At 29.5% G+C, this 26,052-nt stretch carries 21 protein-coding genes and 1 tRNA gene; all 22 read left to right on the forward strand.

Annotated features, from left to right (window positions below; genetic code table 11):
• The first annotated feature begins 6 nt into the window (after positions 1 to 6).
• The 22 genes from D2A34_RS05475 to D2A34_RS05580 all read left to right on the forward strand — a co-directional run bounded on the left by D2A34_RS05475 (position 7) and on the right by D2A34_RS05580 (position 26,051).
• A complete protein-coding gene (locus D2A34_RS05475) occupies positions 7 to 1,314 on the forward strand; it encodes an L-aspartate oxidase (protein WP_079439298.1) in 1,308 nt (435 codons plus the stop codon).
• Positions 1,292 to 2,128, forward strand: a complete 837-nt coding sequence (gene nadC / locus D2A34_RS05480; protein WP_341467241.1) for a carboxylating nicotinate-nucleotide diphosphorylase — start codon at positions 1,292 to 1,294, stop codon at positions 2,126 to 2,128. The genes D2A34_RS05475 and nadC overlap by 23 nt, the downstream gene beginning before the upstream one ends.
• Before the next feature lie 471 nt (positions 2,129 to 2,599).
• Positions 2,600 to 3,337, forward strand: coding sequence for an ATP-binding protein (locus D2A34_RS05485; protein WP_079439296.1), 738 nt, complete (start codon positions 2,600 to 2,602; stop codon positions 3,335 to 3,337).
• Between the two features lie 224 nt (positions 3,338 to 3,561).
• The gene (locus tag D2A34_RS05490) at positions 3,562 to 3,993 is read left to right on the forward strand and encodes a universal stress protein (protein ID WP_079439295.1); all 432 of its coding nucleotides are present in this window, start codon (positions 3,562 to 3,564) and stop codon (positions 3,991 to 3,993) included.
• A 327-nt stretch (positions 3,994 to 4,320) separates the two neighbouring features.
• Positions 4,321 to 4,566 (forward strand): TIGR04540 family protein, encoded by a 246-nt coding sequence (locus D2A34_RS05495; protein ID WP_079439294.1) that lies wholly within the window; start codon positions 4,321 to 4,323, stop codon positions 4,564 to 4,566.
• A 30-nt stretch (positions 4,567 to 4,596) separates the two neighbouring features.
• Positions 4,597 to 5,616, forward strand: a complete 1,020-nt coding sequence (gene trpS / locus D2A34_RS05500; protein ID WP_079439293.1) for a tryptophan--tRNA ligase — start codon at positions 4,597 to 4,599, stop codon at positions 5,614 to 5,616.
• Between the two features lie 32 nt (positions 5,617 to 5,648).
• Positions 5,649 to 6,104, forward strand: coding sequence for a DUF3284 domain-containing protein (locus tag D2A34_RS05505; protein WP_079439292.1), 456 nt, complete (start codon positions 5,649 to 5,651; stop codon positions 6,102 to 6,104).
• Between the two features lie 476 nt (positions 6,105 to 6,580).
• Complete coding sequence (gene polA, locus D2A34_RS05510; protein ID WP_079439291.1) at positions 6,581 to 9,184, forward strand: DNA polymerase I; 2,604 nt, start codon at positions 6,581 to 6,583, stop codon at positions 9,182 to 9,184.
• A gap of 35 nt (positions 9,185 to 9,219) precedes the next feature.
• A complete protein-coding gene (gene coaE, locus D2A34_RS05515) occupies positions 9,220 to 9,819 on the forward strand; it encodes a dephospho-CoA kinase (protein WP_079439290.1) in 600 nt (199 codons plus the stop codon).
• Between the two features lie 15 nt (positions 9,820 to 9,834).
• On the forward strand, positions 9,835 to 10,467 hold the full coding sequence (locus D2A34_RS05520) for a lytic transglycosylase domain-containing protein (RefSeq protein WP_079439289.1): 633 nt from the start codon (positions 9,835 to 9,837) through the stop codon (positions 10,465 to 10,467).
• A 102-nt stretch (positions 10,468 to 10,569) separates the two neighbouring features.
• Positions 10,570 to 10,655, forward strand: a tRNA-Leu gene (locus tag D2A34_RS05525).
• Between the two features lie 504 nt (positions 10,656 to 11,159).
• Positions 11,160 to 13,457 carry a YhgE/Pip domain-containing protein gene (locus D2A34_RS05530; protein WP_119365985.1) on the forward strand — a complete coding sequence of 766 codons (2,298 nt, stop codon included), beginning with the start codon at positions 11,160 to 11,162 and terminating at the stop codon, positions 13,455 to 13,457.
• A 49-nt stretch (positions 13,458 to 13,506) separates the two neighbouring features.
• On the forward strand, positions 13,507 to 15,798 hold the full coding sequence (locus D2A34_RS05535; protein WP_119365986.1) for a YhgE/Pip domain-containing protein: 2,292 nt from the start codon (positions 13,507 to 13,509) through the stop codon (positions 15,796 to 15,798).
• Between the two features lie 97 nt (positions 15,799 to 15,895).
• Positions 15,896 to 16,399 carry a TspO/MBR family protein gene (locus D2A34_RS05540; RefSeq protein WP_079439286.1) on the forward strand — a complete coding sequence of 168 codons (504 nt, stop codon included), beginning with the start codon at positions 15,896 to 15,898 and terminating at the stop codon, positions 16,397 to 16,399.
• A gap of 479 nt (positions 16,400 to 16,878) precedes the next feature.
• Positions 16,879 to 19,191: an AAA family ATPase gene (locus D2A34_RS05545; RefSeq protein WP_119365987.1), complete on the forward strand. Its 2,313-nt coding sequence runs from the start codon at positions 16,879 to 16,881 to the stop codon at positions 19,189 to 19,191.
• Between the two features lie 391 nt (positions 19,192 to 19,582).
• A complete protein-coding gene (gene spoIIAA / locus D2A34_RS05550) occupies positions 19,583 to 19,918 on the forward strand; it encodes an anti-sigma F factor antagonist (protein ID WP_079439284.1) in 336 nt (111 codons plus the stop codon).
• Between the two features lie 14 nt (positions 19,919 to 19,932).
• Positions 19,933 to 20,364, forward strand: coding sequence for an anti-sigma F factor (spoIIAB, locus tag D2A34_RS05555; protein ID WP_079439283.1), 432 nt, complete (start codon positions 19,933 to 19,935; stop codon positions 20,362 to 20,364).
• Positions 20,365 to 20,373: 9 nt separating this feature from the next.
• Positions 20,374 to 21,129 carry an RNA polymerase sporulation sigma factor SigF gene (gene sigF / locus D2A34_RS05560; protein WP_079439282.1) on the forward strand — a complete coding sequence of 252 codons (756 nt, stop codon included), beginning with the start codon at positions 20,374 to 20,376 and terminating at the stop codon, positions 21,127 to 21,129.
• Between the two features lie 194 nt (positions 21,130 to 21,323).
• Entirely contained in the window at positions 21,324 to 21,755 is a 432-nt protein-coding gene (gene spoVAC / locus D2A34_RS05565) for a stage V sporulation protein AC (protein WP_079439332.1), read from the forward strand.
• 76 nt (positions 21,756 to 21,831) lie between these two features.
• Positions 21,832 to 22,851, forward strand: coding sequence for a stage V sporulation protein AD (gene spoVAD / locus D2A34_RS05570; RefSeq protein WP_119365988.1), 1,020 nt, complete (start codon positions 21,832 to 21,834; stop codon positions 22,849 to 22,851).
• A 59-nt stretch (positions 22,852 to 22,910) separates the two neighbouring features.
• Positions 22,911 to 23,267: a stage V sporulation protein AE gene (spoVAE, locus tag D2A34_RS05575; protein ID WP_079439280.1), complete on the forward strand. Its 357-nt coding sequence runs from the start codon at positions 22,911 to 22,913 to the stop codon at positions 23,265 to 23,267.
• Positions 23,268 to 23,531: 264 nt separating this feature from the next.
• Positions 23,532 to 26,051 carry a P-type ATPase actuator domain-containing protein gene (locus D2A34_RS05580; RefSeq protein WP_079439279.1) on the forward strand — a complete coding sequence of 840 codons (2,520 nt, stop codon included), beginning with the start codon at positions 23,532 to 23,534 and terminating at the stop codon, positions 26,049 to 26,051.
• The last annotated feature ends 1 nt before the right edge of the window (position 26,052 follow it).

Consider the following 26,052-nt stretch of genomic DNA (forward strand, 5'->3'; position numbering starts at 1 on the left):
ATAACAATGAACAGGTTTGTTGATGTATTAATAGTAGGTTCAGGAGTGTCAGGTCTTTATTGTGGGTTAAATTTAAGGGACGATTTAAATATTTTAATTGTATGTAAAGATAAGTTAAATTGCAGCAATACTTATTTAGCGCAAGGTGGAATATCTATGGCTAAAGGTATAGACGATATACCTTTATTTGTTAGTGATACTTTAAAAGCAGGTAAGTATGAAAATGATTTGGAAGCTGTTAATGTTTTAGCAGCTGAATCTGTATATAACATAAATAATTTGATAGAAATGGGACTTGAATTTGATAGGAATGAAGATGGTAGTCTTAATTTCACAAAAGAAGGTGCTCATTCTATAAGTAGAATAGTTCATACTAAAGACAATACAGGAGAAAGTACAGCAAAAATTCTAATTGAAAAAATAAAGCAAAAAGATAATATACATGTCTATGAAGATACTTTTTTTGTAGATATTATAGAAAAAGATAATAAATGTATTGGGGCTATATTAATTAAAGAGAACGAGCAGATAAATGTTTATGCAAAAACTGTAGTGCTTGCCACTGGGGGAATAGGTGGATTATTTAATAACTCAACAAATCAAAAAATATTAACCGGAGATGGAATTGCAACAGCAATAAAACACAACATAGAACTTAAGGATGTTAATTACATTCAAATTCATCCGACAGCATTTTATGAAGAAGGAAGAAATGAAAGAAGATTTTTAATATCAGAATCCTTAAGAGGGGAAGGCGGAATCTTAACTAATATTAATAGTAAGAGATTTGTAAACGAACTTTTACCTAGAGACGTGGTTTCAAAAGCTGTTTATGAACAAATAAAAGAAACTGAGACACCATATGTATACTTAGATATAAGATTTTTAGGTGAAGATTATATAAAGAATAGATTTTCAACAATTTATGAGGAATGTTTAAGAAGAGGAACTAATATAACAAAAGAGTATATTAAAGTATCTCCAGCTCAGCACTTTTTTATGGGAGGAATAAAGGTTAATATTAACTCACAAACATCCATGAAAAATTTATATGCGGTAGGAGAGACAAGCTGCACAGGAATACATGGTGCCAATAGACTAGCAAGTAATTCATTACTTGAAGGGCTTGTATTTTCCAGAAGGGCTGCACATTTAATAAACAGTACTGTGGATAAACAAGAAATAGAAGTTTCTACTGTGGAACAATTAAATAAATCCATAGAAGAAATGGTCTATGAAAATAGAAATTTGGTAACAGGGGTTATACAGGAATGGGGAGGAAAGTTAGATGATCAACTACTTAGTTGTAGATAAGATAATACGGGATGCACTTATCGAAGATGCACCAAATGAAGATATAACAACAAATTCAATTATAGATGAAAAGAGTACTGCTACAGTTGAACTATTATGCAAAGAAGATGGAATTGTTGCAGGTTTAGAAGTATTTAGAAGAGTATTTGATATATTGGGGAATGTTGAGATAGAGATTTATAAAAATGATGGTGATAAGGTATATGCAAAAGAAAAAATTGGTTTTTTAAAAGGTAATACAAGGAACTTGTTGATTGGTGAAAGAATAGCATTAAATTTATTGCAGAGAATGAGTGGGATAGCAACATTAACAAATAGATTTGTTCAGGAGATGAGCCATACAAGCACAAAACTATTAGACACAAGAAAAACAACACCAAATCTTAGAATTCTAGAAAAATATTCAGTAAAAATTGGTGGAGGCTGTAATCACAGATTTAATCTATCTGATGGAATTATGCTTAAAGATAATCATATAAGTGCAGCAGGTGGAATAAAAAATGCTGTGCTTCTTGCAAGGCAAAATTCTTCGTTTGTTAGAAAGATAGAGGTAGAAACGGAAAGTATTGAAATGGTAAAAGAAGCATTAGAGGCAGAAGCTGACATCATAATGCTTGATAACATGACTTTAGATATAGCTAGAAAAGCAGTAGAAATGATAGAGGGAAGAGCTCTAACTGAGTTTTCAGGAAATGTGGAATTAAGTAATATAAGAGAAATAGCAGAAATAGGAGTAGATTATATATCTGTAGGGGCTTTAACTCACTCAGCTAAAATCTTAGATTTCAGCATGAAAAACTTAACTATACTTTAAAATTCATATAATTAAGTAACAACGTAGATAAACGGCATGTAACTTAGACTTAAGCATAACTTACCGAAACACAATATGTTACTTATTTCTAATAAAGTGATACACTCAAAGTTAATAAGTATGGGTAGTTACTTTAATTACAAGCCAAATATGCAATTTGAGTATCTATATGATATATTGATTTATAAAGCTTGATTCTGAAATTTAATATATGTTATTATAAAGTTAAATATAATATAAGATTAACAGAGTTGTTTCAAAGATATTTTCTAATTGAAACAACTTTTTATTTTAACAATCAATAAATTACAAAGGTTCTTTTGGATTTGTATCAAATGAAACGGATTTATTATTAGTATTCAATTATAATGAATACATAAAGTGAGTAATTTACTAGAATACATTATTTAAGTTAATGATGTATGACTAATATTAAAATATGGTGAAGATTTAGTGTAGGAGGAGAGTTTTATGATAAGAAGGGTTATTAAAATAGATGAAGAAAAATGCAACGGATGTGGGCTTTGTGCGAGTGCCTGCCATGAGGGTGCTATTGGAATTATAGATGGAAAAGCAAAGTTATTACGTGATGATTATTGTGATGGACTTGGTGATTGCCTTCCTTCATGCGTGACTGGGGCAATTACTTTTGAGGAGCGCGAAGCAGATCCTTATGATGAGGAAGCTGTAAAAATAAATATGGAGAAGAGAAAAATGGAGCAACAAAAGATTGAAATGAAAAAGAACGAAAATATATCATTTGGATGTCCTGGCTCACAAGCCCAAATGTTAAAGAATCATAATAAAATTGAAGTAAAAAAACAAACAAATTCAGATGAAGTAGTATCTCAGTTAAATCAATGGCCAGTACAAATTAAACTTGTTTCTCCAAATGCAGCGTATTTTAATAATGCAAATTTACTTATTGCGGCTGATTGTACAGCTTATGCATATGGAGATTTTCATAACAAATTTATTAAAAATAGAATTACATTAATAGGATGTCCAAAACTAGATGAAGGTGATTATTCAGAAAAGTTAACAACGATTTTGAATATGAATGAAATAAAAAGTGTTACAGTTGTAAGAATGGAAGTGCCTTGTTGTGGAGGAATAGAAAACGCAGTTAAAAATGCATTGAAGGCAAGTGAAAAGATGATTCCTTGGCAAGTAGTGACAATTTCAAGAAACGGCGAAATTATTGAGTAGAAGTAAAGAATAGTGTATACCTATATCTAAATTTTTAGATATAGGTATACACTAATTATTTTTAGATTAAACTTTAAAAAATGGGCTTAAAAATTAAGTGAATTTATAAAATTTAAATAAGTAAATTTAGTGAAAAATTATCTATGTAATAAATAAGAAAATAGAGGATATTATTAATACGTTGTAGAATACTATAACAATGAGAATTTTAAGGGGGAGTATATATGAATAAAAGGAAAGTGTTAATACCGATAGATGGGACAGAGAGAAGTATGCATTCTTTGGATTTTGTAAAAGAGATATTTCCCGAGGATACAATTGAAATCACAATAATGAATGTCAAAGAATTAGTACTAATTAATGAAATGATAGTTGCTGATGAAATAAAATTAGCTCAAGAATTGGGTGAAGAAATTTTAGAAGCTGCAAAAGAAAAAATGAAAGATTACAAGGTTGAGACGTATTTTACCTTTGGATATCCTGGAGATGAAATTGTGAAGAAGGCAAATGAAGAAAATATAGGTGTAATCGTTATGACTAGATCTACTAAAAGAGGTTTAAATAGAATTATAGGATCAGTAACAACAAATGTTGTTAAACGTGCTAAATGTATTGTGATGATAGTTCCTAATGATTTTACTATTAGTATTAAATAATTATTGCAATAGTTTCAAAGTAATTTTATAGGTTATCTTAAAAATTATAATTTTAAGGTAGCCTTTGTTTTGGAATGTAGAATTTTACTGTATTTAATGATATAATAAAGCAAAACTTATTTACTAAATTCATATAAATAGGTAATAATATAAATTATAAAGAAGTCTTTTATAAGTGAAACTTATCAGATGGTGTTAATCACTCCAGCTGAGCTTAGTTGAGCCTATCTAAAGTCAGAAATTTCTCTGCTTAACGATGGAAAGAGGAAAGTAGTGAAAAAGAAGGACATGAGATAAAATTTATTTTTTAGTATTAAGGAGTAAAAAATGAGAGCAGTTTATAGAAACCCAAGAGAGTTAGCAACATGTTTAAAGGATATTGTAGATACATATCATGATGATTTAATTTCATATGAAAAAATGGAAGAAAGAATCATGAAAATAGTTGATGCAAATAGAGATGCTATTTATAAGGAAAAAAGCATGTCAAACAAAATAGCCAATGTTTTAGGTGAAAAAAGAGTAGAGATAATTAATGAAGTTGTTGAGAGTAAAACGAAAGTAGAAGTTTAATCAGTTTTACAGTTTAGGAGTGAATTTTTAATGGGTAAGAAGATAATATTAACAGGAGATAGACCGACTGGAAAGTTACATATTGGACATTATATAGGTTCTTTAAAAAATAGAGTAACTCTTCAAGAGTCTGGATTGTATGAAAGTTTTATAATGATTGCAGATCAACAAGCTTTAACTGATAATGCAAGAAATCCTGAAAAGATAAGAAATAGTTTAAAAGAAGTGGCATTAGATTATTTGGCAGTTGGAATTGATCCAAGTAAGTCTAATATATTTATACAATCACAAATACCAGAATTAAATGAATTAACAATGCATTATCTTAACTTGGTTACACTATCAAGGCTTGAGAGAAATCCGACAGTTAAGCAAGAAATAAAGCAAAAAAACTTTGAAAATAGTATACCAGCAGGATTTCTAGTATATCCTGTAAGCCAAGCAGCAGATATCACTGCTTTTAAGGCGGATACAGTTCCTGTTGGAGAAGATCAATTACCTATGATAGAACAAACAAGGGAAATAGTTAGAAGTTTTAATTCTATATATGGAGATGTTTTAGTTGAACCTGAAGCCGTGCTTCCAAGTTCTAATGCAGGAAGATTGCCAGGAACTGATGGTAAAGCTAAAATGAGCAAATCAATAGGAAATTGTATCTATTTATCAGATGATGCAGATACAATTAAAAAGAAAGTCATGTCAATGTACACGGACCCTAACCATATAAGAGTTGAAGACCCAGGACAAGTAGAAGGAAATACTGTATTTACTTATTTAGACGTTTTTGCTACTGATAAGAACGCAGTGGAAGAAATGAAAGAGCATTATAAACGTGGTGGACTTGGTGATGTAAAAGTTAAGAGATATTTAAATGAAGTTTTACAAGCTGAATTAGAACCAATAAGAAATAGAAGGCTCGAATTTGAAAAAGATATTGATTCAGTATATAAGATGCTTAAAGATGGTAGTGATAAAGCTAGAGAAGTAGCGGCTAAGACATTGAGTGAAGTTCGTGAAGCGATAGGCATAGAGTACTTTTCAGTAAATTAGCAGAGTGAATATTCATTAGAGGGGGAACCAAAATGAAGGCTATTGGGATATTAAACTATCCAGTAGAAGATGTGTTTCATATTTTCATAAAGAACGCAAAAAGAGATTTTTCAGATTTTAAAGAAGAAGATGCGACAGGATGTAAAATTGAAAAGAGTATAAATACTGGTGGATCGGCTCCAGTGCAATGTACTGTTGAAATAACTGGATATGCAAAAAATGAAAAGTATCAGATTACCACTTCAACACGCTTTTCAACATGCGTATCAACCTATAATTTCAAAGGTCAAAAAGATGGTACAACTAAATTAGTGTTTGAAGAAGAACAGTCGACAGATAAATTTTTTGGATATATATCATTATTGGTTCAAAGATTTCTGGCTAGGCGTGCCTTTAAGTCAAAATATAATAGTATTATAGAAGCACTTAATAATGAATTACAAACATATAATAATAATAAAGAACGAAGTAAGCCTAAAAATAAATAATGATAACAGGATTGTTTAAAAATATTTTATATAAAACAATCCTGTTTTTTATTATGATATATTAAACCCAATTACCATCCTTGGAAATTTGAATTTTTTCACCATTAGGGCTTATACCTATTATATTATAAATTGTATATCACATAGGATTTATCTATACTTTAAGTTACACAATATAGTATAATAAGTTTGAATAATTACTTGAAATAAAGTAAAATATATTTTTATTCAAGTAAATTTTTATCCGATAGCTAGCATCCGTAACACCCTATAATATATGAAACTCATCTGCCTTACGTCAGATGAGTAAGCGATTCACACTAAATCATAGATTTAGGTTCTCTGCTTAAGTAGGAGATAACGGCTGCACGCTCCTGGACTAGGTGCCCCTTGAGGGTATAAGTTCAACTAAATTCAGATGGAGTTAAAACTCCACCTGAAAAGTTTCACTTTATAATAAACTTAGGAGGTTTTTAATGAAAAAATTATTGATTTTAGATTCAAATTCACTTATGAATAGGGCTTTTTACGCCTTGCCTCCTCTTACAAATAGCGATGGAATAAATACTAATGCCATTTATGGCTTTTTGAATATGTTGCTTAAAATGAAAGATGAAATAAATCCAGATAGTATAATCGCAACCTTTGATTTAAAGGCACCTACATTTAGACATAAGGAATATTCGGAATATAAAGCTGGAAGAAATAAAATGCCTCCAGAGCTTGCAGAACAATTTCCAATAATAAAAGAATTGTTTGAATTCATGGGGATAAAAATTTTTCAAGTAGAAGGTTTTGAAGCAGATGACTTAATTGGTACTGTATCTAAATTTGCTGAAAATAATGATACTGAAGTGTTTATAGTTACTGGAGATAAAGATGCACTACAATTGGCATCTGATAAAACTAAAGTTGTTATTACAAAAAAAGGAGTCAGTGAAACAGCAGTTTATGATAAGAAGAATTTCATGGATGAATTTGAAATTACTCCAGACCAATTTATTGATGTAAAAGGGCTTATGGGAGATAAGTCGGACAACATTCCTGGAGTACCAGGTGTCGGGGAAAAAACTGCTTTTAAGCTTATAAAGGAGTATGGTTCTATAGAAGAAGTACTTAAGAATATTGATAAGATTCCAGGAAAAAAACTTAAGGAAAATCTAGAGAATAATGTTGAGCAGGCTATATTTTCTAAAAAATTAGCTACAATTATGAGGGAAGTTCCAATTGAGCTAAGTGTAGATGATATTGCTTCTAATAATAAAGAAAATATTTTAGAAATTAAAAAAATGCTCATGAAGCTTGAGATGAAGTCAATTCTATCTAAATTTAAGGATACAGAAGTTTCTGATCAATCTAATATTGAAGTAAAAATTATTGATACAATTGAAGAAATGAAAGCATTATTTTTAGAAAAGAAAAATAGAATTTATATAGATTATACTTTAACAGATGCATCTATATATTCTAAATTAGAACTGGAATACTTGATTTTTGGGGAAGAAAACATTGGAACAATCATACATTTTAAAGAGATAAGTTCTAAAAATAATGAAGAAGCATTAAAGGCTTTAAGAAACTTAATGGAAGATGAAAGTATTAATAAAGTAATACATGATGGAAAGAACTTTGTTACATTTTTAAATAAAAATAATATTGAAATAAAAGGCTTTGATTTTGATACTGCCATAGCTGCTTATTTGATTGATTCTTCAAAAAGTAAATACGAAATTTTAGAACTAGTTAATTATTACATCGGAGAAAATCCAAATGAAGAGGATAATAATATTAAAGGAATTCTATGTAGTTATCTTCCAGAAATTTATGAAAAATTAAAAGAGAATCTCCATAAAGAAAATATGGATAAACTTTATTATGAAGTTGAACATCCATTAATTTATGTGCTTTCATTTATGGAGAGCATCGGGTTTAACATAAATAAAGGAATGTTAGATGAATTACAAGTAAAATTTAGAAAAGAAATTGATGAAACACAAAAAGAGATATATAAGTTAGCTGATGAAGAGTTCAATATAAGTTCACCTAAACAATTAGGTAAAATATTATTTGAAAAACTAGATTTACCAGTGTTTAAGAAGACAAAAACAGGTTATTCAACTAATCAAGAAGTCTTGGAAAAGTTAGTTAATAAGCATGAAATAATACCTAAGGTAATGTATTATAGGCAAATAACAAAAATTAATTCAACCTATGTAGAAGGTTTGAAAAATGTAATTGATCAGGATGGACGTATTCACTCTAACTTTAATCAAACTGTAACTACAACAGGTAGATTATCAAGCACAGAGCCTAACTTGCAAAATATTCCTATCAAATATGAAATGGGTAGAGAAATAAGAAAAGTATTTATTCCAATGGAAGAAACTGATATATTAGTTTCTTGTGATTATTCTCAAATCGAATTGAGAGTTCTAGCTCATATTGCAGGTGATGAAAATATGATAGATGCGTTCGAACATCATAGCGATATTCACACAAAGACGGCATCAGAAGTATTTAAAGTACCAGTAGAAGAAGTAACTTCTCTTATGAGGAGTAGGGCAAAGGCAGTAAACTTTGGTATAGTATATGGAATAAGCGCATTTAGTTTAGCAGAAGATTTAAAGATTACCAAAAAAGAGGCTGAAGAGTATATGGCTATTTACTTAGAAAGATATCCTAAAATAAAAGAATATCTAGAAAATGTAGTTAAAGAAGCTGAAGAGAAAGGGTATGTGTTAACAATTTTAAATAGAAGAAGATTTATTCCAGAGATAAAGTCTTCGAATAAAATAGTGAAGGCATTAGGTGATAGATTAGCGATGAACGCTCCTATTCAAGGAAGTGCAGCTGATATAATAAAGCTTGCAATGGTTAATGTTTATAATAAACTAAACGAAAAAAATTTAAAAAGTGAACTAATACTTCAAGTGCACGATGAACTTATTTTAAATGTTAAAAAAGATGAATTCGAGGAAGTTAAAAAATTAGTTGCGCATGAAATGGAAAATGCAATTAGATTAAAGGTTGCACTCGATGTAGATGTTAATTTTGGTGATACATGGTACGATGCTAAATAATGCACTGTATAATTAAAAAGGTGGTTTTTAGATAAATGATTAAAATTGGATTAACAGGTGGAATAGGCACAGGAAAGAGCACTGTTTCTAGTATTTTAAAGAGTGAAGGATTTACGATTATAGATGCAGATACTATAGCTAAAGAAGTACTTGAAAAATATCCGAAAATACTAGAAATGGTCCGTGCGCAATTTGGAGGAGGTTTCTTTGATTGGAGAGGGGAATTTAGAAGGAAAGAATTTGGTAATCATATTTTTAGATTCCCTAAACAAAGAATAAAATACGAAAGTATAATTATGCCTTATATTAAAGAATCAATTAAGGAAAAAATCGAGAGATGCGGACGAAAGGGCGAAAAAATAGTAATAATAGATGCTCCGACTTTAATTGAAAATGATATGCACGGTGAAATGGACTATGTTATACTTGTATATGCTGATAATTCAGTTCAAATTCAAAGAGTTATGAACAGAGATAAATTAACAAAAGTTGAAGCGGTTAGCAGGATAAATTCTCAAATATCAGTTGAAGAAAAAAAAGAGTTTGCAAATATCATTATTGATAATAATGGCGAATTAATTGAAACACAAAAGCAAGTTTATGATTTGATTGATTTTATGAAATTAATATGCTAGATTAAGGAGAAAATAATGAGATTTCTAAAAAAAACCTTTCGTACACTAATATTGTTATTAGTAGTTATAATAGCTATCGGAGTAAGTTCTAGATATATTATAAAAGAGAAGTTTTTTCCTTACAAATATCGAGAGTATGTGGATAAATATAGTATTCAATATAATTTGGACCCATTATTAGTATTAGCAGTAATAAAGACAGAAAGTAAATTTGATGATGATGCTCACTCCCATAAAAATGCGGTAGGGCTCATGCAAATAACTGTTGATACGGGAGAGTGGGCAGCTAAGGAAATGGGATATAGTACATTTTCAAAGGAAGATTTGTATGATGAAGAATACAATATCAAAATGGGATGTTGGTATCTAAAAAGATTAAGTGATACTTTTAATGATTTAGATTTAGCAATTGCAGCTTATAATGCGGGCCCAACTAATGTACAATCTTGGCTTGATAATGAGAAGTATTCTTCAGATGGAAGGAGTATTGATTATATACCTTTCGGAGAAACGAAAAAGTATGTAGATAAAGTTAATACTTACTACAATATATACGAATATCTGTATAACGAAGAAAAAGGATACTTTGATGCAGATAGAATAGTAGAGTTGATTAAAAGTTTTTTTGATGTGCATTTTTTAAGTTAATTATTAGCCTTACAGCTAATAATTAACTTAGGATTATTTTCGAAAACTTACTTGAAATTTTCGAAGAAATGAATTATTATTAAGTAGTTACTTTAATATTTTGCAGGTGTGGTGGAATGGCAGACACGCTATCTTGAGGGGGTAGTGTTCACATGGACGTACGGGTTCAAGTCCCGTCACCTGCACCAAATAGTGGCTCTAAGTGTTGAAAATAATAGAGTCAGGTACGACTTAAAGTCTCGTACGTTCTTTACGGAAGATATCCGGGGACGTGCGAGACTTTTTTTGATGTCTAAAAATTAGAGAACTAACCCAGGGAGACTTAAATATAAAAATTATACATTTTAAGATGATGGTAAATTATGAAGATGATATAAATGGTAATCATAAGAATATATCGATGAGCATTACGAATTAGAAATTTATCATATAAAAAAATAGAAAAAATGACTTTTAGTCATTTTTTGTGATATAATTTATTTATAAAAATAATGTAGATTTTTCTTATATAACTATACATAGGAAAACGATCATATGTCTTCGTTAAGAAACTTTCTGAACAAATGACATGAATTATTTAATATAATCATATATCTAGAGTTGAGCAATTAATAATAAAGATGCTACTATAGATTAAAAAGGTAAATTATATATAAATTAACATTTAGATTATATCAATAGAGGGATAAAGCATGAAGAATATAATAAAAATTTTTAAAAGAGATATTAAGAATATATTTACTAATTGGATAGCAACAGTTGTAGTAGTGGCTTTAATGATAATTCCTTCTTTATATTCTTTAATAAATATAAAAGCATCATGGGATCCATATTCTAATACTAATGGCATACTAGTAGCGGTTATTAATGAGGATAAAGGTACAGTATACAAAGAACATGATATCAATTTGGGTAATGAGCTTGTTGATAAGCTTAAAGATAATGATAAATTAGGATGGGTGTTTGTGGATAAACAAACTGCTCAAGAAGGTTTAATCATGGAAAAGTATTATGCAACTATAGAAATACCAGAGGATTTTTCTGAAGATGTTGCAACAATAGTTAAAAAGGATGTTGTAAAGCCTAAATTAATATATACAGTTAATGAAAAGAAAAATGTAATAGCATCTAAAATAACTGATGCTGGTGTTAAAACTGTGAAAAAGCAATTAGATCAAAATATAGCAAAGACTATTTCGGGAATAATGTTTAGGTTATTTGATGAAGTTGGAATAGACATAGATAATAATAGATCTGAACTTAGAAATATAATGGATTATGTTTATAAGTTAGATGAAGATATGCCAGAGCTTGAAAAAGTATTAGATGAAGCGATTAATGGGACAATAAGTATGTCAGAGTTAATAAATAAAACAAATGAACTTATACCTACAGTCGCAGATACTATTGACGGGACTTCAGATTTTTTGAATAACACTCAAGATTACTTAGATGAAACTCAAGGTGACATACGAAATGATTCGCCGTTAATTAAGGAGGACTTAGTTAATGCAGAAAATGCTCTTGATATAGCAAGTATCGAGCTTGGAAATATTGATGATAAAATATTACCAGAGGTTCAGAAAAAGACATTATTACAAGCATTAGATACAGCTAATGCTACAAAGATAACGGTTGATGATGCGAAATCTAAACTCAAGAATATAAGAAAGGTAATTGATAAAGTCAACAAGGTTCAAATTCCTAAGCCATTGATTGGTACAGCTATACAAGGTTCAGAAGAGATAAATAAAATTCAAGAAAGTATTGATAAGCAATCCAAGACCTTAGAAAATGTACAAGGTGTATTAAAAGAAGAGAGTAAGCGAATTTCTAAGATTATAGATAGATTAGATACTGTAAATGAAAATCTTGATAGACTTATTAATAGATTTAATGAAGATCTTGATAAGCTTGGTAATGGTGAGAAGTTACTAGATACTCAAGAATTTACTGATACAAGAAAAATATTAGACGATGCACACACTTTAGTTGCAGATATTATAGATAATTATGATTCTGAAATTATACCAACAATTGATAAGAGTTTTGATTCAATAAGAGAAATTTTGGATAATGGACTAAATTTATCGGCACAAGGAAAGAATATATTACCTGACATTCAAGAGATGCTAGATGCATTTAAGAATACTGCAGAGCTATCTAATGATGAATTAAATAAGCTAAAAGATAAATTTCCAGATATTAAGGATAATGTTCATGAATTAGCACAAAGGCTGAAAAAGATAGATAATAAAGAGGATATCGATGAACTATTAGATATGATAACTAATGATTGGGATGCTCAAAGCGACTTTCTATCCAGCCCAGTAGAAATTGAAGATAATAGATTATTTCCATGGCCTAATTATGGTTCAACAGTGACACCGTTCTATACTGTTTTATCCTTATGGATTGGTGGATATTTACTTTCAGTATTACTTGGAACAGAATCCCATCCAGTGGAGGAAGGCAAAGAACTAAAGAATTATGAGAAGTATTTTGGAAGATTGGCGCTATTCTTATTTATAGGTATAGGACAAGCAATAGTGGCAAGTTTAGGAGCATTGCTTATACTGCATTCTTATGCAGTTCATCCTGTAATGTTTGTGTTCTATAGTATATTTATAAGCATTGTATTTAACTGCATAATTTATACTGCTGTAAGTCTTTTTGGATACGGAGGTATAATATTAGGAGTAGTATTACTAGTAATACAGGTTGCTGGTACTAGTGGTAATTTCCCGATAGAAGTTAATCCAATAGGGTTTCAAGAGTTATTTCCATTTCTTCCTTTTACTTATGCAATTAGCGGGGTAAGGCAGATAATGGCAGGGATAATATATTCCATATTACTTAGAGATAGTGGTATATTATGTATATTTATGATTGTATCAATTGTTAGTGGCATTTTGTTCAAAGAAACGATGGATGCAAAAAGAAAAGATATAGTTAATAAATTAAAAGAAAGTTCTATAATGAGTAGTTAAGGCACAATCAAAAAAATAATTTATATTGTGATTATCAGGGGAATTAATTATGAATAACATATTTAGAATTTACAAAAGAGATATTAATAGAATACGTACTAACTGGGTAGCGAGACTTATGATTATAGTAATTATAATTATTCCATCCATGTACTCATTAATAAATATAAAAGCTTCATGGGACCCGTATTCGAATACAAGTGGAATTAAAATTGCAGTTGTTAATGAAGACAAGGGAACTGTTTTTAAGGAGCGAGATATTAACTTAGGAGAAGAACTAGTTGATAAACTTAAGGATAATGACAAGCTAGGATGGGTTTTTACAGATAAAGAAAGTGCAAAGAAGGATTTATTATTAGAAAAGTATTACGCAACAATAGAAATACCAGAAAATTTTTCTAAGGATGCAACAACGCTGGTTGAAAAAAATATTGAAAAACCTAAACTTATATATACCGTAAATGAAAAGAAAAATGCAGTTGCTCCTAAAATGACTGACTCAGGAATAAAAACCGTACAAACTGAACTTGATGAGAATATTATAAAAACTGTTTCAGGAATATTATCTAGAATCTGCAATGAAAAAGGTGTTGATATACAAGAAAATAGACCTAAGCTTAGAAAAATTGTAGACAATATTTATGAATTAGATGATAACATGGCAGAACTCGAAGGGCTTTTAGATAGTGCTTTGAGTGGAACAGAAGATTTGACCAAAGTATTAACGAAGACAAATGATATGCTTCCAACAACATCAGATATGATTGATTCGTCAGAAGACTTTTTAAATGATAGTAAGACTGTGCTAGATGATACTCAAGGCCAGTTATCAGATATTTCACCAATAATAAAAGAAGATTTGGTGAAATCAGAAAACATTCTCGATAACTCAAGTATAAAACTTGAAAATTTAGATGAAAAGATATTACCAGAGGTAGCTAAGAAAACATTGCTAAATGTAAGGGATTCTGCAAGTGCGGTAAAAGAGACACTTATTGACACTGAATCAAGGCTTAAGAACATAAAGAAATTTATCGATAAATTAAGTAAAATAAAAATTCAAATTCCTTCTTTTGGTGACAATGGTAGTGATTTGGAACAGCTAAAATTATTAAGAGAGCAGCTAGATAAACAAGCAAGTGATTTAAATAATATGCAGGATGATCTAAAAAAAGTTAGCAAAATAATTTCAGATACTGTTGATAAGTTAAATACAATTGAAGACAAATTACAAATAGTAGCTGATAGGTCAGATGATGAAATAGATAAAATAGATAACGAAGGGCTAAATATTCAAACACTTAAAGATACTATAGATGTGATAAATGAAGCACATACTTTAGTTGCGGATATTGCAGATAGTTATAGTTCTGAAATAGTTCCATCAGTTGAAAAAGCCTTTAATTCGACTAGAGATATTTTAGATAACAGTTTGTCTATAGTTGGTGAGGCAAGAGATACATTGCCTGAAGTAGAAAATTTATTGAGTGTTTCGCAGGATGTAGCACATTTATCGATAGATGAACTAAACAATTTAAAAAATAAATTTCCAGAAGCTAAAGACAAGGTTCGTGAATTAGCTGATAAGCTTAGGGAAATGGATGAAGATGATAAGGTTGATGAATTATTAGATGCAATGACAAGTAATTGGGAAAATCAAAGTGGTTTTGTTGCTAGTCCAGTTGAAATACAAGATAATAGATTATTTCCATGGGTTAATTATGGTACAGCTGCAACTCCATTTTATACAGTACTTTGTTTATGGGTTGGAGCATTGCTTGGGTCAGCATTATTATCAGTTGGAGCTCCAGAATTTGAGGATGGAACTAAAATAATGCCTTACGAAATGTATTTAGGTAAACTATTAATGTTTCTATCAATTGGTATATGTCAAGCGATCATTGCAAGCGCGGGAGCTTTGTTTATATTAAACAGCTATTCTGTTCATCCAATAATGTTCATTTTGTATAGTGTGTTTATAAGTATAATATTTATCATCATTATATATACGGCAGCTAGTTTATTAGAGGCAGTAGGAAAAGCAATCATGGTGGTTTTATTAGTATTACAAATGGCAGGAGCTAGTGGTAATTTTCCAATAGAAGTTACTCCAGTCATATTTCAAAAAATATATCCGTTCCTACCTTTTACTTATGCTATAAGCGGAATGAGGCAGATTATGGCTGGTGTTGTATATTCAATATTGTTAAAAGACATGGCAATGTTGATTATTTATGCAGTTTTAGTACTTATAATTGGAATAGCAGTAAAGGGAAAAGTTAACAAACTAACAACTAAAACTATGGCTAAATTGCATATGAGTGGAATAATGCGTCATTAAACTTAATAATTGTTATTCATAATTTGGCAAGTTATTTCATATATTAAATAAGCTAAATAAAATTGTAAATTAGTTGAATTTTGGGGTGATATAATATATGAAAAGTGATCCGAAGAAAAAGAAGAAAGCTAGAATTATTCCATTCATCATATCCATAGCGATTCCACTTTTAGTTGGTGGTCTTGCAACAGTTTTTGTACCAAATATAAAATCTATATATGAAGGATTGGCAAAACCAATTTTTTCACCTCCCTCAATGGTTTTTCCGATTGCTTGGACAGTCCTATATATACTTATGGGGATAGCATCGTATAAAGTGTACATTCTGAAATATGATAACATAGATGTAAGTTCGGCAATGTTTGTGTATAGCATACAATTGCTATTAAACTTCTTGTGGACTATAATATTTTTTGGATTTAGACTTTACGGAATAGCGTTTATAGAACTAATTGTATTAATATTCTTTGTAATTCTAACAATAAAAAGGTTTTATTCAAAAGCGGGAATAAAAGTAGCTGCACTGCTACTCCCCTATTTAATTTGGCTTATATATGCGGGAGTTTTAAATTTCTATATTTGGATGCTAAATGAGATGTGAAATTTTCATTGATCCTACTTTATCATATTATCCTATATAGATATCCAATTTAAGACTTAAGTTTATACTTTGAAAAATATCTCAACTAGAAATAAGAAACATACTTTTGTGGAAGGTTTCATTGGGAATTTTTATGGATGTAATTCTTAGGCTATAAGTTGTTCCAAATGTGCTAGTTCAAAGCTTGTTCTTTGAGGCTAGCACTTTGGGCACAACTTATAGCCTTAGAATTGCCCATCAAAATTCCCTGGAAACTGGAACAAAAGTATGTTTTTTATTTCGGTGAGTTATACTCATAAGTTTAAGTTATAGTTTGGTTATCTATAAATAAATTTCTCGTATTTAATTATTAGTTTTCAAAAAAATATATCTATTTTACTATTTGAAGAATATTAATAGTATATACTATCAATTTAGGGAGGAGTCTACTTTGGGATATTTTAATTAATAGAACAAATAATTTCAAAGTGGTATAAAGTATGAAGAAAGAATTAACTCCAAGTGAAGTGATTTTTAGTGCTTCAAGCACAGATACAGTTAGGAAAAGTAAAATTAATAAAATACCGGAATTAGAATATACTTTAAATAAAGTAAAAAAGGCTTTGAATATTGAAAAGGACGGATACAATATATATTATGTTGACTCATTTTCAAAAGAGAAGTTAAATGAATTAATAGAATATATTAAGAGTGTATACAAGAATCTTCCACCACCTAAGGATATCTGCTATGCAATTTCCCAAGAACAAATGAGCCCTATTGCATTATTTTTACCGAATGGAAGAGGTAATTTACTAAAAGAAATGATTGACGAACTTAAAGAGAAGTATTTTGAGTGTATAATGAATTTTTATACAAGCTCTTCTGATGATGAAAAAGAAAGCATAATTGAGGAAATAAGTGAAAAAAGAAATGATTATATAACTAAGCTTATGGATTCGGCTAAGACTAAGAATTTCGATGTTAAAGCAACTAGCGGTGGATTTGTATTTATTCCATTGAAAGACGAAGGCGACGAAATGACTGAAAATGATTATGAAAATTTAGAGTCAGATACTCAAGAGACTATTGAAAAGCAAGCATCAAAATTAAAAAAAGAAGCAGAAATTATTTTAGAGACATTGAAAGACATTGAAATAAGCTCTATTGAAAAACTTAAAGAGATTTATAGAGATTATATAAAGAAGAATATGCAGAAATATAAGGATGATTTATTACTACAATTTATATCTCAAGATGATGTATATAAGTATTTACTTCAAATGTATGACGATATTGAGGAAAAAGTGGTTGATTGTTATACGATTAATTTAGAGGAAGATGAAGAAAGTATAAAAGAGATATTCTCTAATTATGATATAAATGTAATTGTTGATAATTCTAATGTAAGTACCCCTAATGTTATCTATGAAGAAGACCCTACTATTGGGAATTTAATTGGAAATATTGAATATAGAAATAATAACGGTGGATATAGTACTGATATCTCCTTAATTAGCGCAGGAAGTTTATTAAAGGCTAATGAAGGGTGCTTGATAGTAAGATTGAGTTCTTTAATAAGCAGTGGATTGAGTTATTATTATCTAAAAAAAGCATTGATTCATGGGAAAGTAAATTATAATTATACTAAAAGTTACTTGGAAGTAATATCGATTGCTGGTTTAAAACCTGAGTCTATTCCAATTAATTTAAAAGTTGTTATTATAGGAGATTATGAGAGTTTTCAAATATTGCATGATAATGATGAAGATTTTAAAAGAATATTCCCAATTAGAATAGACGCTGATACTGAACTTAAATATAGCAATAATACTAAAAATTCTGTTGCATCTATGATTAAGGAAAAAATAAATAAAGATAATTTGCTAGATATAACAGATGACGCCCTTAATGAGATAATGAAATATTTGGCTAGGGTGGCTGGGCAAAGAAATAAAATATCTATAGATGATTATTATATTAATAAATTACTATATCTAGCTAATAACAATGCCAAAGATGAGGGTAGAAAAAATATTGAGAAAAAAGATATAATTGAGGTTGCTTACGAGGATGAAAAAATTTTAGAAGATATAATGGATAATTATAAAAATAAGAAAATATTGATTACTACAAATGGAACTAAGGTTGGTGTAATAAATGCACTTGCTGTAGTTGGAAATGGTGCTTATAGCTTTGGTAAACCAATGAGAGTAACATGCTTATCTCATATTGGAGATGGAAGAATAATTGATATTCACAAGGAAAGCAAAATGAGTGGAAATATTCATGAAAAATCAATTAGTACTCTTCGAGGAGTTTTAAGTAATTTAATAAGTCCATATGAAAGATTGCCTGTAGATCTTCAATTAAGCTTTGAACAGACTTATGGAATGGTAGAGGGAGACAGTGCATCTGTGGCTGAAATTATTTGTATATTATCGGCATTAAGTAAGAGACCAATAAGACAAAATATAGCAGTAACTGGATCTATAAATCAATTTGGAGAAATTCAAGCAATAGGTGGGGTTAATGAAAAAATTGAAGGATTTCATAGAGTATGTAGTGCTATAGATAAAATAAGTGGTAAGGGAGTCCTAATACCAAGTACAAATGTTGATGAATTAATATTAAGAAGTGAAGTTGAAGAGGACATTAAAAAGAAGAAATTTCATATATATACTATGGATACCTTAGAAGATGCTATTGAAGTTTTAATATTAGATGAGGGTGAATCTATTAAAAGCTTTTATAAGGAAATAGAAACCGAAATTATGAAATATAAAAGTGGAAAGAAGAAGAATGGTAAATAATATTAAAAAAATAATTAGTGATATTAATCTTATATTTATAATAATTTAATTTAATAAAATATATATTAATCAAATAAAAATAGATGTCTTTGCATTAGTAATAAGAAAATATTAAGCAATAGCACCTATTTTTATTTATTATAGCTTGATTTAATTAGTAAATAGAAAAAAATGTAATAAATAGTTTGACGTTGAATAAAATATTATGCTAAAATATGGTAAAAGGGTGAAATTAAGTCAAGGAGGAGGTGAAGTCAGAATATCTCATAATACTATATGTATATTCAGAATATAATATGTTAAAAACTTTATTAGTTTAAACTTTATTGTGTTTGTGAATTTTATAAGTAAATTTTATATATGAAATTTATTTGAGATATTCTTAATTAATATGTATTTAAAATTTGATAAAAAAGAAAATATTCTAATAATTACTCTCAGTGGGGAGTTAGATCATAATAGTGCAGAAGAAGTTAGAGTAAAGATTGATGATAGAATTGACAGAGATAACATAGAGAAAGCAGTAATGGATTTTTCAGGAGTAACTTTTATGGATAGTTCGGGAATTGGTGCGGTTATTGGGCGATATAAAAAGTTATCAAATAAAGGGGGGCGGCTTTGCGTAGCAGAACCTAGTAAGAATGTGAATAGAATTTTTGAATTAGCAGGTTTATATAAAGTAATTAAAAATTATAATACTGTAGATGAAGCAGTAAGGTGCATTTAGATGGAGGGGTTATCATGTCTGACAATAAAATGAGTGTTGAGTTTGTAAGTAAGTCTCAAAATGAGGCTTTTGCAAGAGTTGCTGTAGCGGCTTTTGTTTCTCAATTAGATCCAACAATTGATGAAATAAATGATGTTAAAACAGCAGTATCAGAAGCAGTTACTAATTCTATAATACATGGGTATGAGAATAAGGAAGATGGAATAATTAGAATCGAAGCAGAAATTAATGAAGATGAAGTAAAAATAATAATTAGTGACAAAGGAATAGGTATTGATGATATAGAGCAGGCTATGGAACCATTATATACATCAAGACCAGATCTAGAAAGGTCCGGTATGGGTTTTACTGTTATGGAAACATTTATGGACAATTTGGAAGTAGAAAGTGAAAAGGGAATTGGTACAAAGGTGGTAATTAAGAAGAAATTTAACGTGGTAAGTTAGGTGAAAAAGATGGAAAAAGAGGATTTAAAACGAGAGGATTATAATTATGACAAAAATCCAGAACTATTAGCTTTAGCTAGAAGTGGTGATACTGATGCTATGAATAAACTAATAGAGATGAATTTACCATTAGTATCATCTATCAGTAAAAAGTTTTTAAATAGAGGGTATGATTATGAAGATATATTTCAAATAGGATCAATTGGACTCGTGAAAGCTATAAATAATTTTGATCTAACTTATAATGTTAAGTTTTCGACTTATGCAGTTCCTATGATTATAGGAGAAATTAAAAGATTCCTAAGAGATGATGGGATGATAAAAGTAAGTCGTAATGTTAAAAGTTTAGCAAGAAAGATACATTTTCATAAGGAAGTCTTAACCAAAAAGCTTAAGAGATCGCCAACTATAGAGGAACTTGCAGAATATGCAGATGTTGATAAAGAAGAGATTTTGTTTGCGATAGAATCTTCAAACAGCCTGCAATACTTGTATGATACTATTCATCAAGATGATGGATCACCAGTTCTTTTAATCGATAAGTTAAGTGAAAAAAGTGTAGATGATGGAAATCTTATTGAGAGGATAGCTCTTAAAGAAGCACTGAATAGTTTAGATAATAAAGCTAGACAAATTATAATGTTACGTTACTTTAAAGATAAAACACAAGTTCAAGTAGCAAAAATGCTTGGAATAAGTCAGGTTCAGGTGTCTAGAATTGAAAAGAAAGTATTAATGGAAATGAGAAAAAAACTAGAGGACTAGTTTACTAAAAGACTAAAATCATAATAAAGAGTATATATTATTTTAATCATAGATTAAAATAATATATACTCTTTATTGTTTACCATAAAATAACACGGTTATCTTTCAGGGATTTGAAAATAATAGGTATATAGGTAAAAAGGAGAGTGACAATTTTGGTTAGTAATAATTATGGAATTGAAGAAAATAAGATTATGGAAAAGTATAAAAAAATGGCAAGTGAGGCCACTCCTAAATCTAAAATACTAGAAGACTGCTTTAAAGCTTTTATAGTTGGAGGTTTAATTTGTGATGTAGGGCAATTCATTTATAATATAGCTGCAGGCTTTGGACTAGATCAAGAGCAGGTAATGAATATTGTTCCTATTATAATGATATTCTTAGGAGCTTTGTTAACAGGAACTGGTATATATGCAAAGATTGCTGATTTTGGAGGTGCTGGTACAGTCGTACCGATCACAGGTTTTTCTAATGCAATAGTTTCACCGGCAATAGAGTTCAAAAAAGAAGGTTTTGTGTTTGGAGTTGCATCTAATATGTTTAAAATTGCAGGACCAGTACTAGTGTATGGAATTGGTAGCTCAGTAATTATTGGTATAGTATATTACATAATTACTATTATATAGAAAATGATGAATGTTAAGATGAAATATATAAATTTAATTATTATTTAAGACTAGAAATATAGGAGGAATGGTTAGTATGCAAATGGGCAATAAAAGGATGGGAGGTCAAACAGTAAAGTTGGATAATCCACCTAAAATAATAGCAGCACATTCAATTGTAGGACCCAAAGAAGGAGAAGGACCTCTAAGTAAATACTTTGATGAAATATTGGATGATGATACATTAGGAAAGAAAAGTTTTGAAAAAGCAGAAAGCCAAATGATGTTTACAGCTATATCTCAAGCTTTAAAAAAAGCAAATCTTAAGGAAGCAGATATAGATTATTTATTTTCTGGAGATTTATTAAATCAAATAATTTCATCTAGTTTTGCTGCTAGAGAATTTAGTATCCCGTTTTTTGGATTATATGGAGCATGTTCTACTATGTCAGAATCATTAAGTTTAGCATCAATCATAATGGATGGTGGATTTGCTAATCATGTGGTTGCAACAACTTCCTCTCACTTTAGTTCTGCTGAAAGACAATTCAGATTTCCACTTGAATATGGATCTCAAAGAGCGCAAACAGCACAATGGACAGTGACGGGCTCAGGGGCAGTGGTTCTTGGTCATGAAGGGAATTTTCCAGAAGTAACTTATGTGACAACAGGAATAGTAAAAGATTATGGGCAAAAAGATGCTAATAACATGGGCGCTGCGATGGCACCTGCAGCTGCTGACACAATAGTAAGTCATTTTAAAGATACAGGAAGAAAACCTGAAGATTATGATATTATAGCTACAGGAGATTTAGGGGTAATAGGGAAAGCGCTTACTGATAAATTAATTCAAGAATTTGGGTATGATATTAGCAAGCAGCACATAGATTGTGGTGAAATTATATTCGATAATGAAAATCAGAATACTCAATCGGGCGGTAGTGGATGTGGATGTTCAGCGGTTGTATTTACTGGATATTTGTATAAAAGACTTATGAAAAAAGAGATTAAGAAAATATTACTAGTTTCGACAGGTGCACTTATGAGCACAACATCCTCTCTTCAAGGTGAAACGATTCCAGGAATAGCTCATGCAGTGGCAATAGAAATGAATTAAATAAAATAGTAAAATCTTATTTTTAAAGAATATCTTACTATGAAAGGATGAAGCTTTAAATGAATTATATAAGTGCATTTATAATTGGAGGTATTATTTGCGTTATAGGACAGATATTAATAGATCTTACAAAGTTAACACCAGGAAGAATATTAGTATTATTTGTTGTTCTCGGAGCTGTCGTAGGAGCTTTTGGCTGGTATGATAAATTAGTTGAAATTGGTGGAGCAGGAGCAACGGTTCCATTGCCTAGTTTTGGAAACTCTTTAGCTAAGGCTGCGATAAAGGAAGTAAAAGAAACAGGTTTAATAGGAGCGTTTACCGGAGGTATTAAAGGAGCTGCTGCGGGAATTACAGCATCCATATTTTTTGGTTATTTTATGGCGCTTATTTTTAATCCTAAAACTAAAAAGTAAAGTCATTATTAGAAATATTAAATAAAGTAATGTTAAAGATGTACCCCACAAAATCTACAATAGTTATTATAATTTAATTTAATAGAGCAAAATAGTATTAAGAAAAATAAAAATGTATCGAAAAAATAAATAAATATTAAAATTTTGCCTTTTTATGCCTTAACACGTATAATTATACTATAAAGAAATGTGAATATATAAAATGATAAAGATAGCATACATATAAAATAGATAAATGAAGTGATTTAGAATGGTGGGGTTCATTTGGAAAAGTATTGTAATAATTCTTGGACTCAAATAGTTGAATTATTAAATAGTAATGTACAAAGTGGAATTAGTCAAAATGATTATGAGACACTAACGATGAAATATGGTACAAATAAGATTGATTTGCCTAGTGGAAATAAATTATATAAACATATACTTAATTCATTAAGACAAAGGTCAGTAATTATATATATAATAATTCCAATAATTTTATTTATGTTCGGGCAGTTTTTACTTGGTGGAATGGCAGTTGCAATGACAATATCAAATTTGGTATTAACAATAAGGCACTCTATTAAAAGGGATAAAGAAATTGGTGCATTAGAAAGATTGAATTCAGCAGATACAATAGTTATAAGAGATGGAATACAAAAAGTTGTTAAGTCTGAAGAATTAGTGATGGGTGACATTGTTAAGTTTGGTAAGGATTCAGTTATTCCTGCAGATATAAGGATAATAAGTGCAGAAGATATAAAGGTGGATGAAAAGAGTATAACTGGGGAAGCTTTTTATAAAGAAAAGTTTGAGAGTAAAATAGTAGGCATTATTTCATCTCTCACAGATATGAAGAATATTTTATTTAAAGGTTCAGTAATAAAATCGGGTAGAGGGGTAGGAATTGTCATTGCCACAGGAAACTCCACTCAGTTAGGACGTATGCTTGCGATGTTAACCTATGCTAGTAATAGGAAACATAATTTTGGAGCAATGATAGCGAAGTTTTTAGAAAAATATCTTATAACATATTTTTCGGGAATTATTATAGTAGGGTCATATTTTGTATACATAGGACAGGATGCAGAAAAAAATTATATCTCTACAGCATTGTTTGCTTTAGGATGTTTCCCTGTCACAATAATTGCAAGACTTATTTATAAACGCGTAATTAAGAAGTTCTTAGATGATAATATAGAAATAATTAATTTTTCGGTTTTTAATTTAATAAGAGATGTGAATATTTTGTTTTTAGATAAAGTTGGAGCAATAAGTAAGAAAGAAATGGTTGTAAAAAAACTATTTTTTAATGATACTATCATATCCACGGATGATCCTTATACAAAAGAGATAACTTTTGATAGAATAGTAGAAATATCTTTATTATGTAATAATGCTATTTATAATGTAGGAGGTAACGCTGGAAATGGTGAATTAGATGAACTGGCTTTTCTAAACTATGCGGCTAAGAAAAAGATATATAAAGCAGCTATAGATGGCAAAAATTCAAAGATTTTAGAGATACCTATGGATTCGGATAAGAGATTTTCTACAGTCGTAAGTAAATTTAGTAAAAGGTATAGGGCGAATACCAGAGGGAATGTTGATGCAGTTTTAGAAACATGTACCCATATTATGCTAGAAGGTGTTGAAAAAGAGTTAACAGATGAATATAAAACTAAGATAAAAGAGATAGATATGAACTTATCTATAGAAGGGTTAATAACACAAGGATTTGCCTATAGAAATTTTACTTATGAGCCATCAAGATCCGAAAACATAGAAAGTAATATGGTATTCGTCGGAATAATGGCACTAGAGAATCCCCTTGAAGAGAATTTAGAAATAATTATAAATCGTATTAAAGATAAGGCAATAGTTCCGATTTTATTTACTGAGGAAAGTAAATTAAGTGCAATAACTAATGCTAAAAAAGCAAATATAATAAGAAATGATAATCAAGTTGTGGCAGGAATAGAACTTGATTCTTTAAATCATCAGGAACTAAAAGATTTGCTATGCAGGGTAAGAGTATTTTGTAGAGTAAATCCTGAAATTAAGTCAAAGATAGTTTCACTATTTATAAAAGATGGTCATAAGGTTGCAACTACTGGTGAGACTTTAGGAGATCTGCCAGCACTAAACTTATCTAATGTTGGAATAGGCAAAGGAAAGGCTTCTTCTATAGTAAAAAAAGTAGCAGATGTATATATTCAAGAGAATTATCTCGATGGTTTTTTCAAAATAAGAGATTTTTCAAGAATTTTTAATAAGAATATAGATAGAGGTTTCAAAATATATTTTATGACCGTCTTCTCAGAACTTCTTGTTCTAGTGGGAAGCGCTATTATGGGACAAACTGAGAGTTTAGATTTTTGGAACGTTATTATAATAAATGGACTTTTATTTATTCCATTATCCCTAGTAACTTTATTAAACAATGGACGAAATATTAGCAATAATGAACTAATAACTAGATCTTTAATTTTGAGTGTAATAACTATGATTTCAATTTATAAAGTGGATGGAAAAGAAGCAACAATAATACCTTTAATTATAATATCTTTTGGAGCATTGTTAACTACATTATTTAATAGCCATGTATCTATAAGGAGATCATCCCAAGAACTTATTATGGCAATAATAGCATTGTTATTAATTGTTATATCTGCAGCTGGAATTATTCTAATGAATAGAATTTTTCTAAGAGATATAATTTTGATTGAATTAGTAGTATCAATAATATTTTTGATTATTTTTGAAATTTTAGCTATAAAGTGGCAAAACTCATTAATGAGGTGAG

The organism is Clostridium chromiireducens, assembly GCF_003575225.1.
GTDB classification, from domain to species: Bacteria; Bacillota; Clostridia; order Clostridiales; family Clostridiaceae; genus Clostridium; species Clostridium chromiireducens.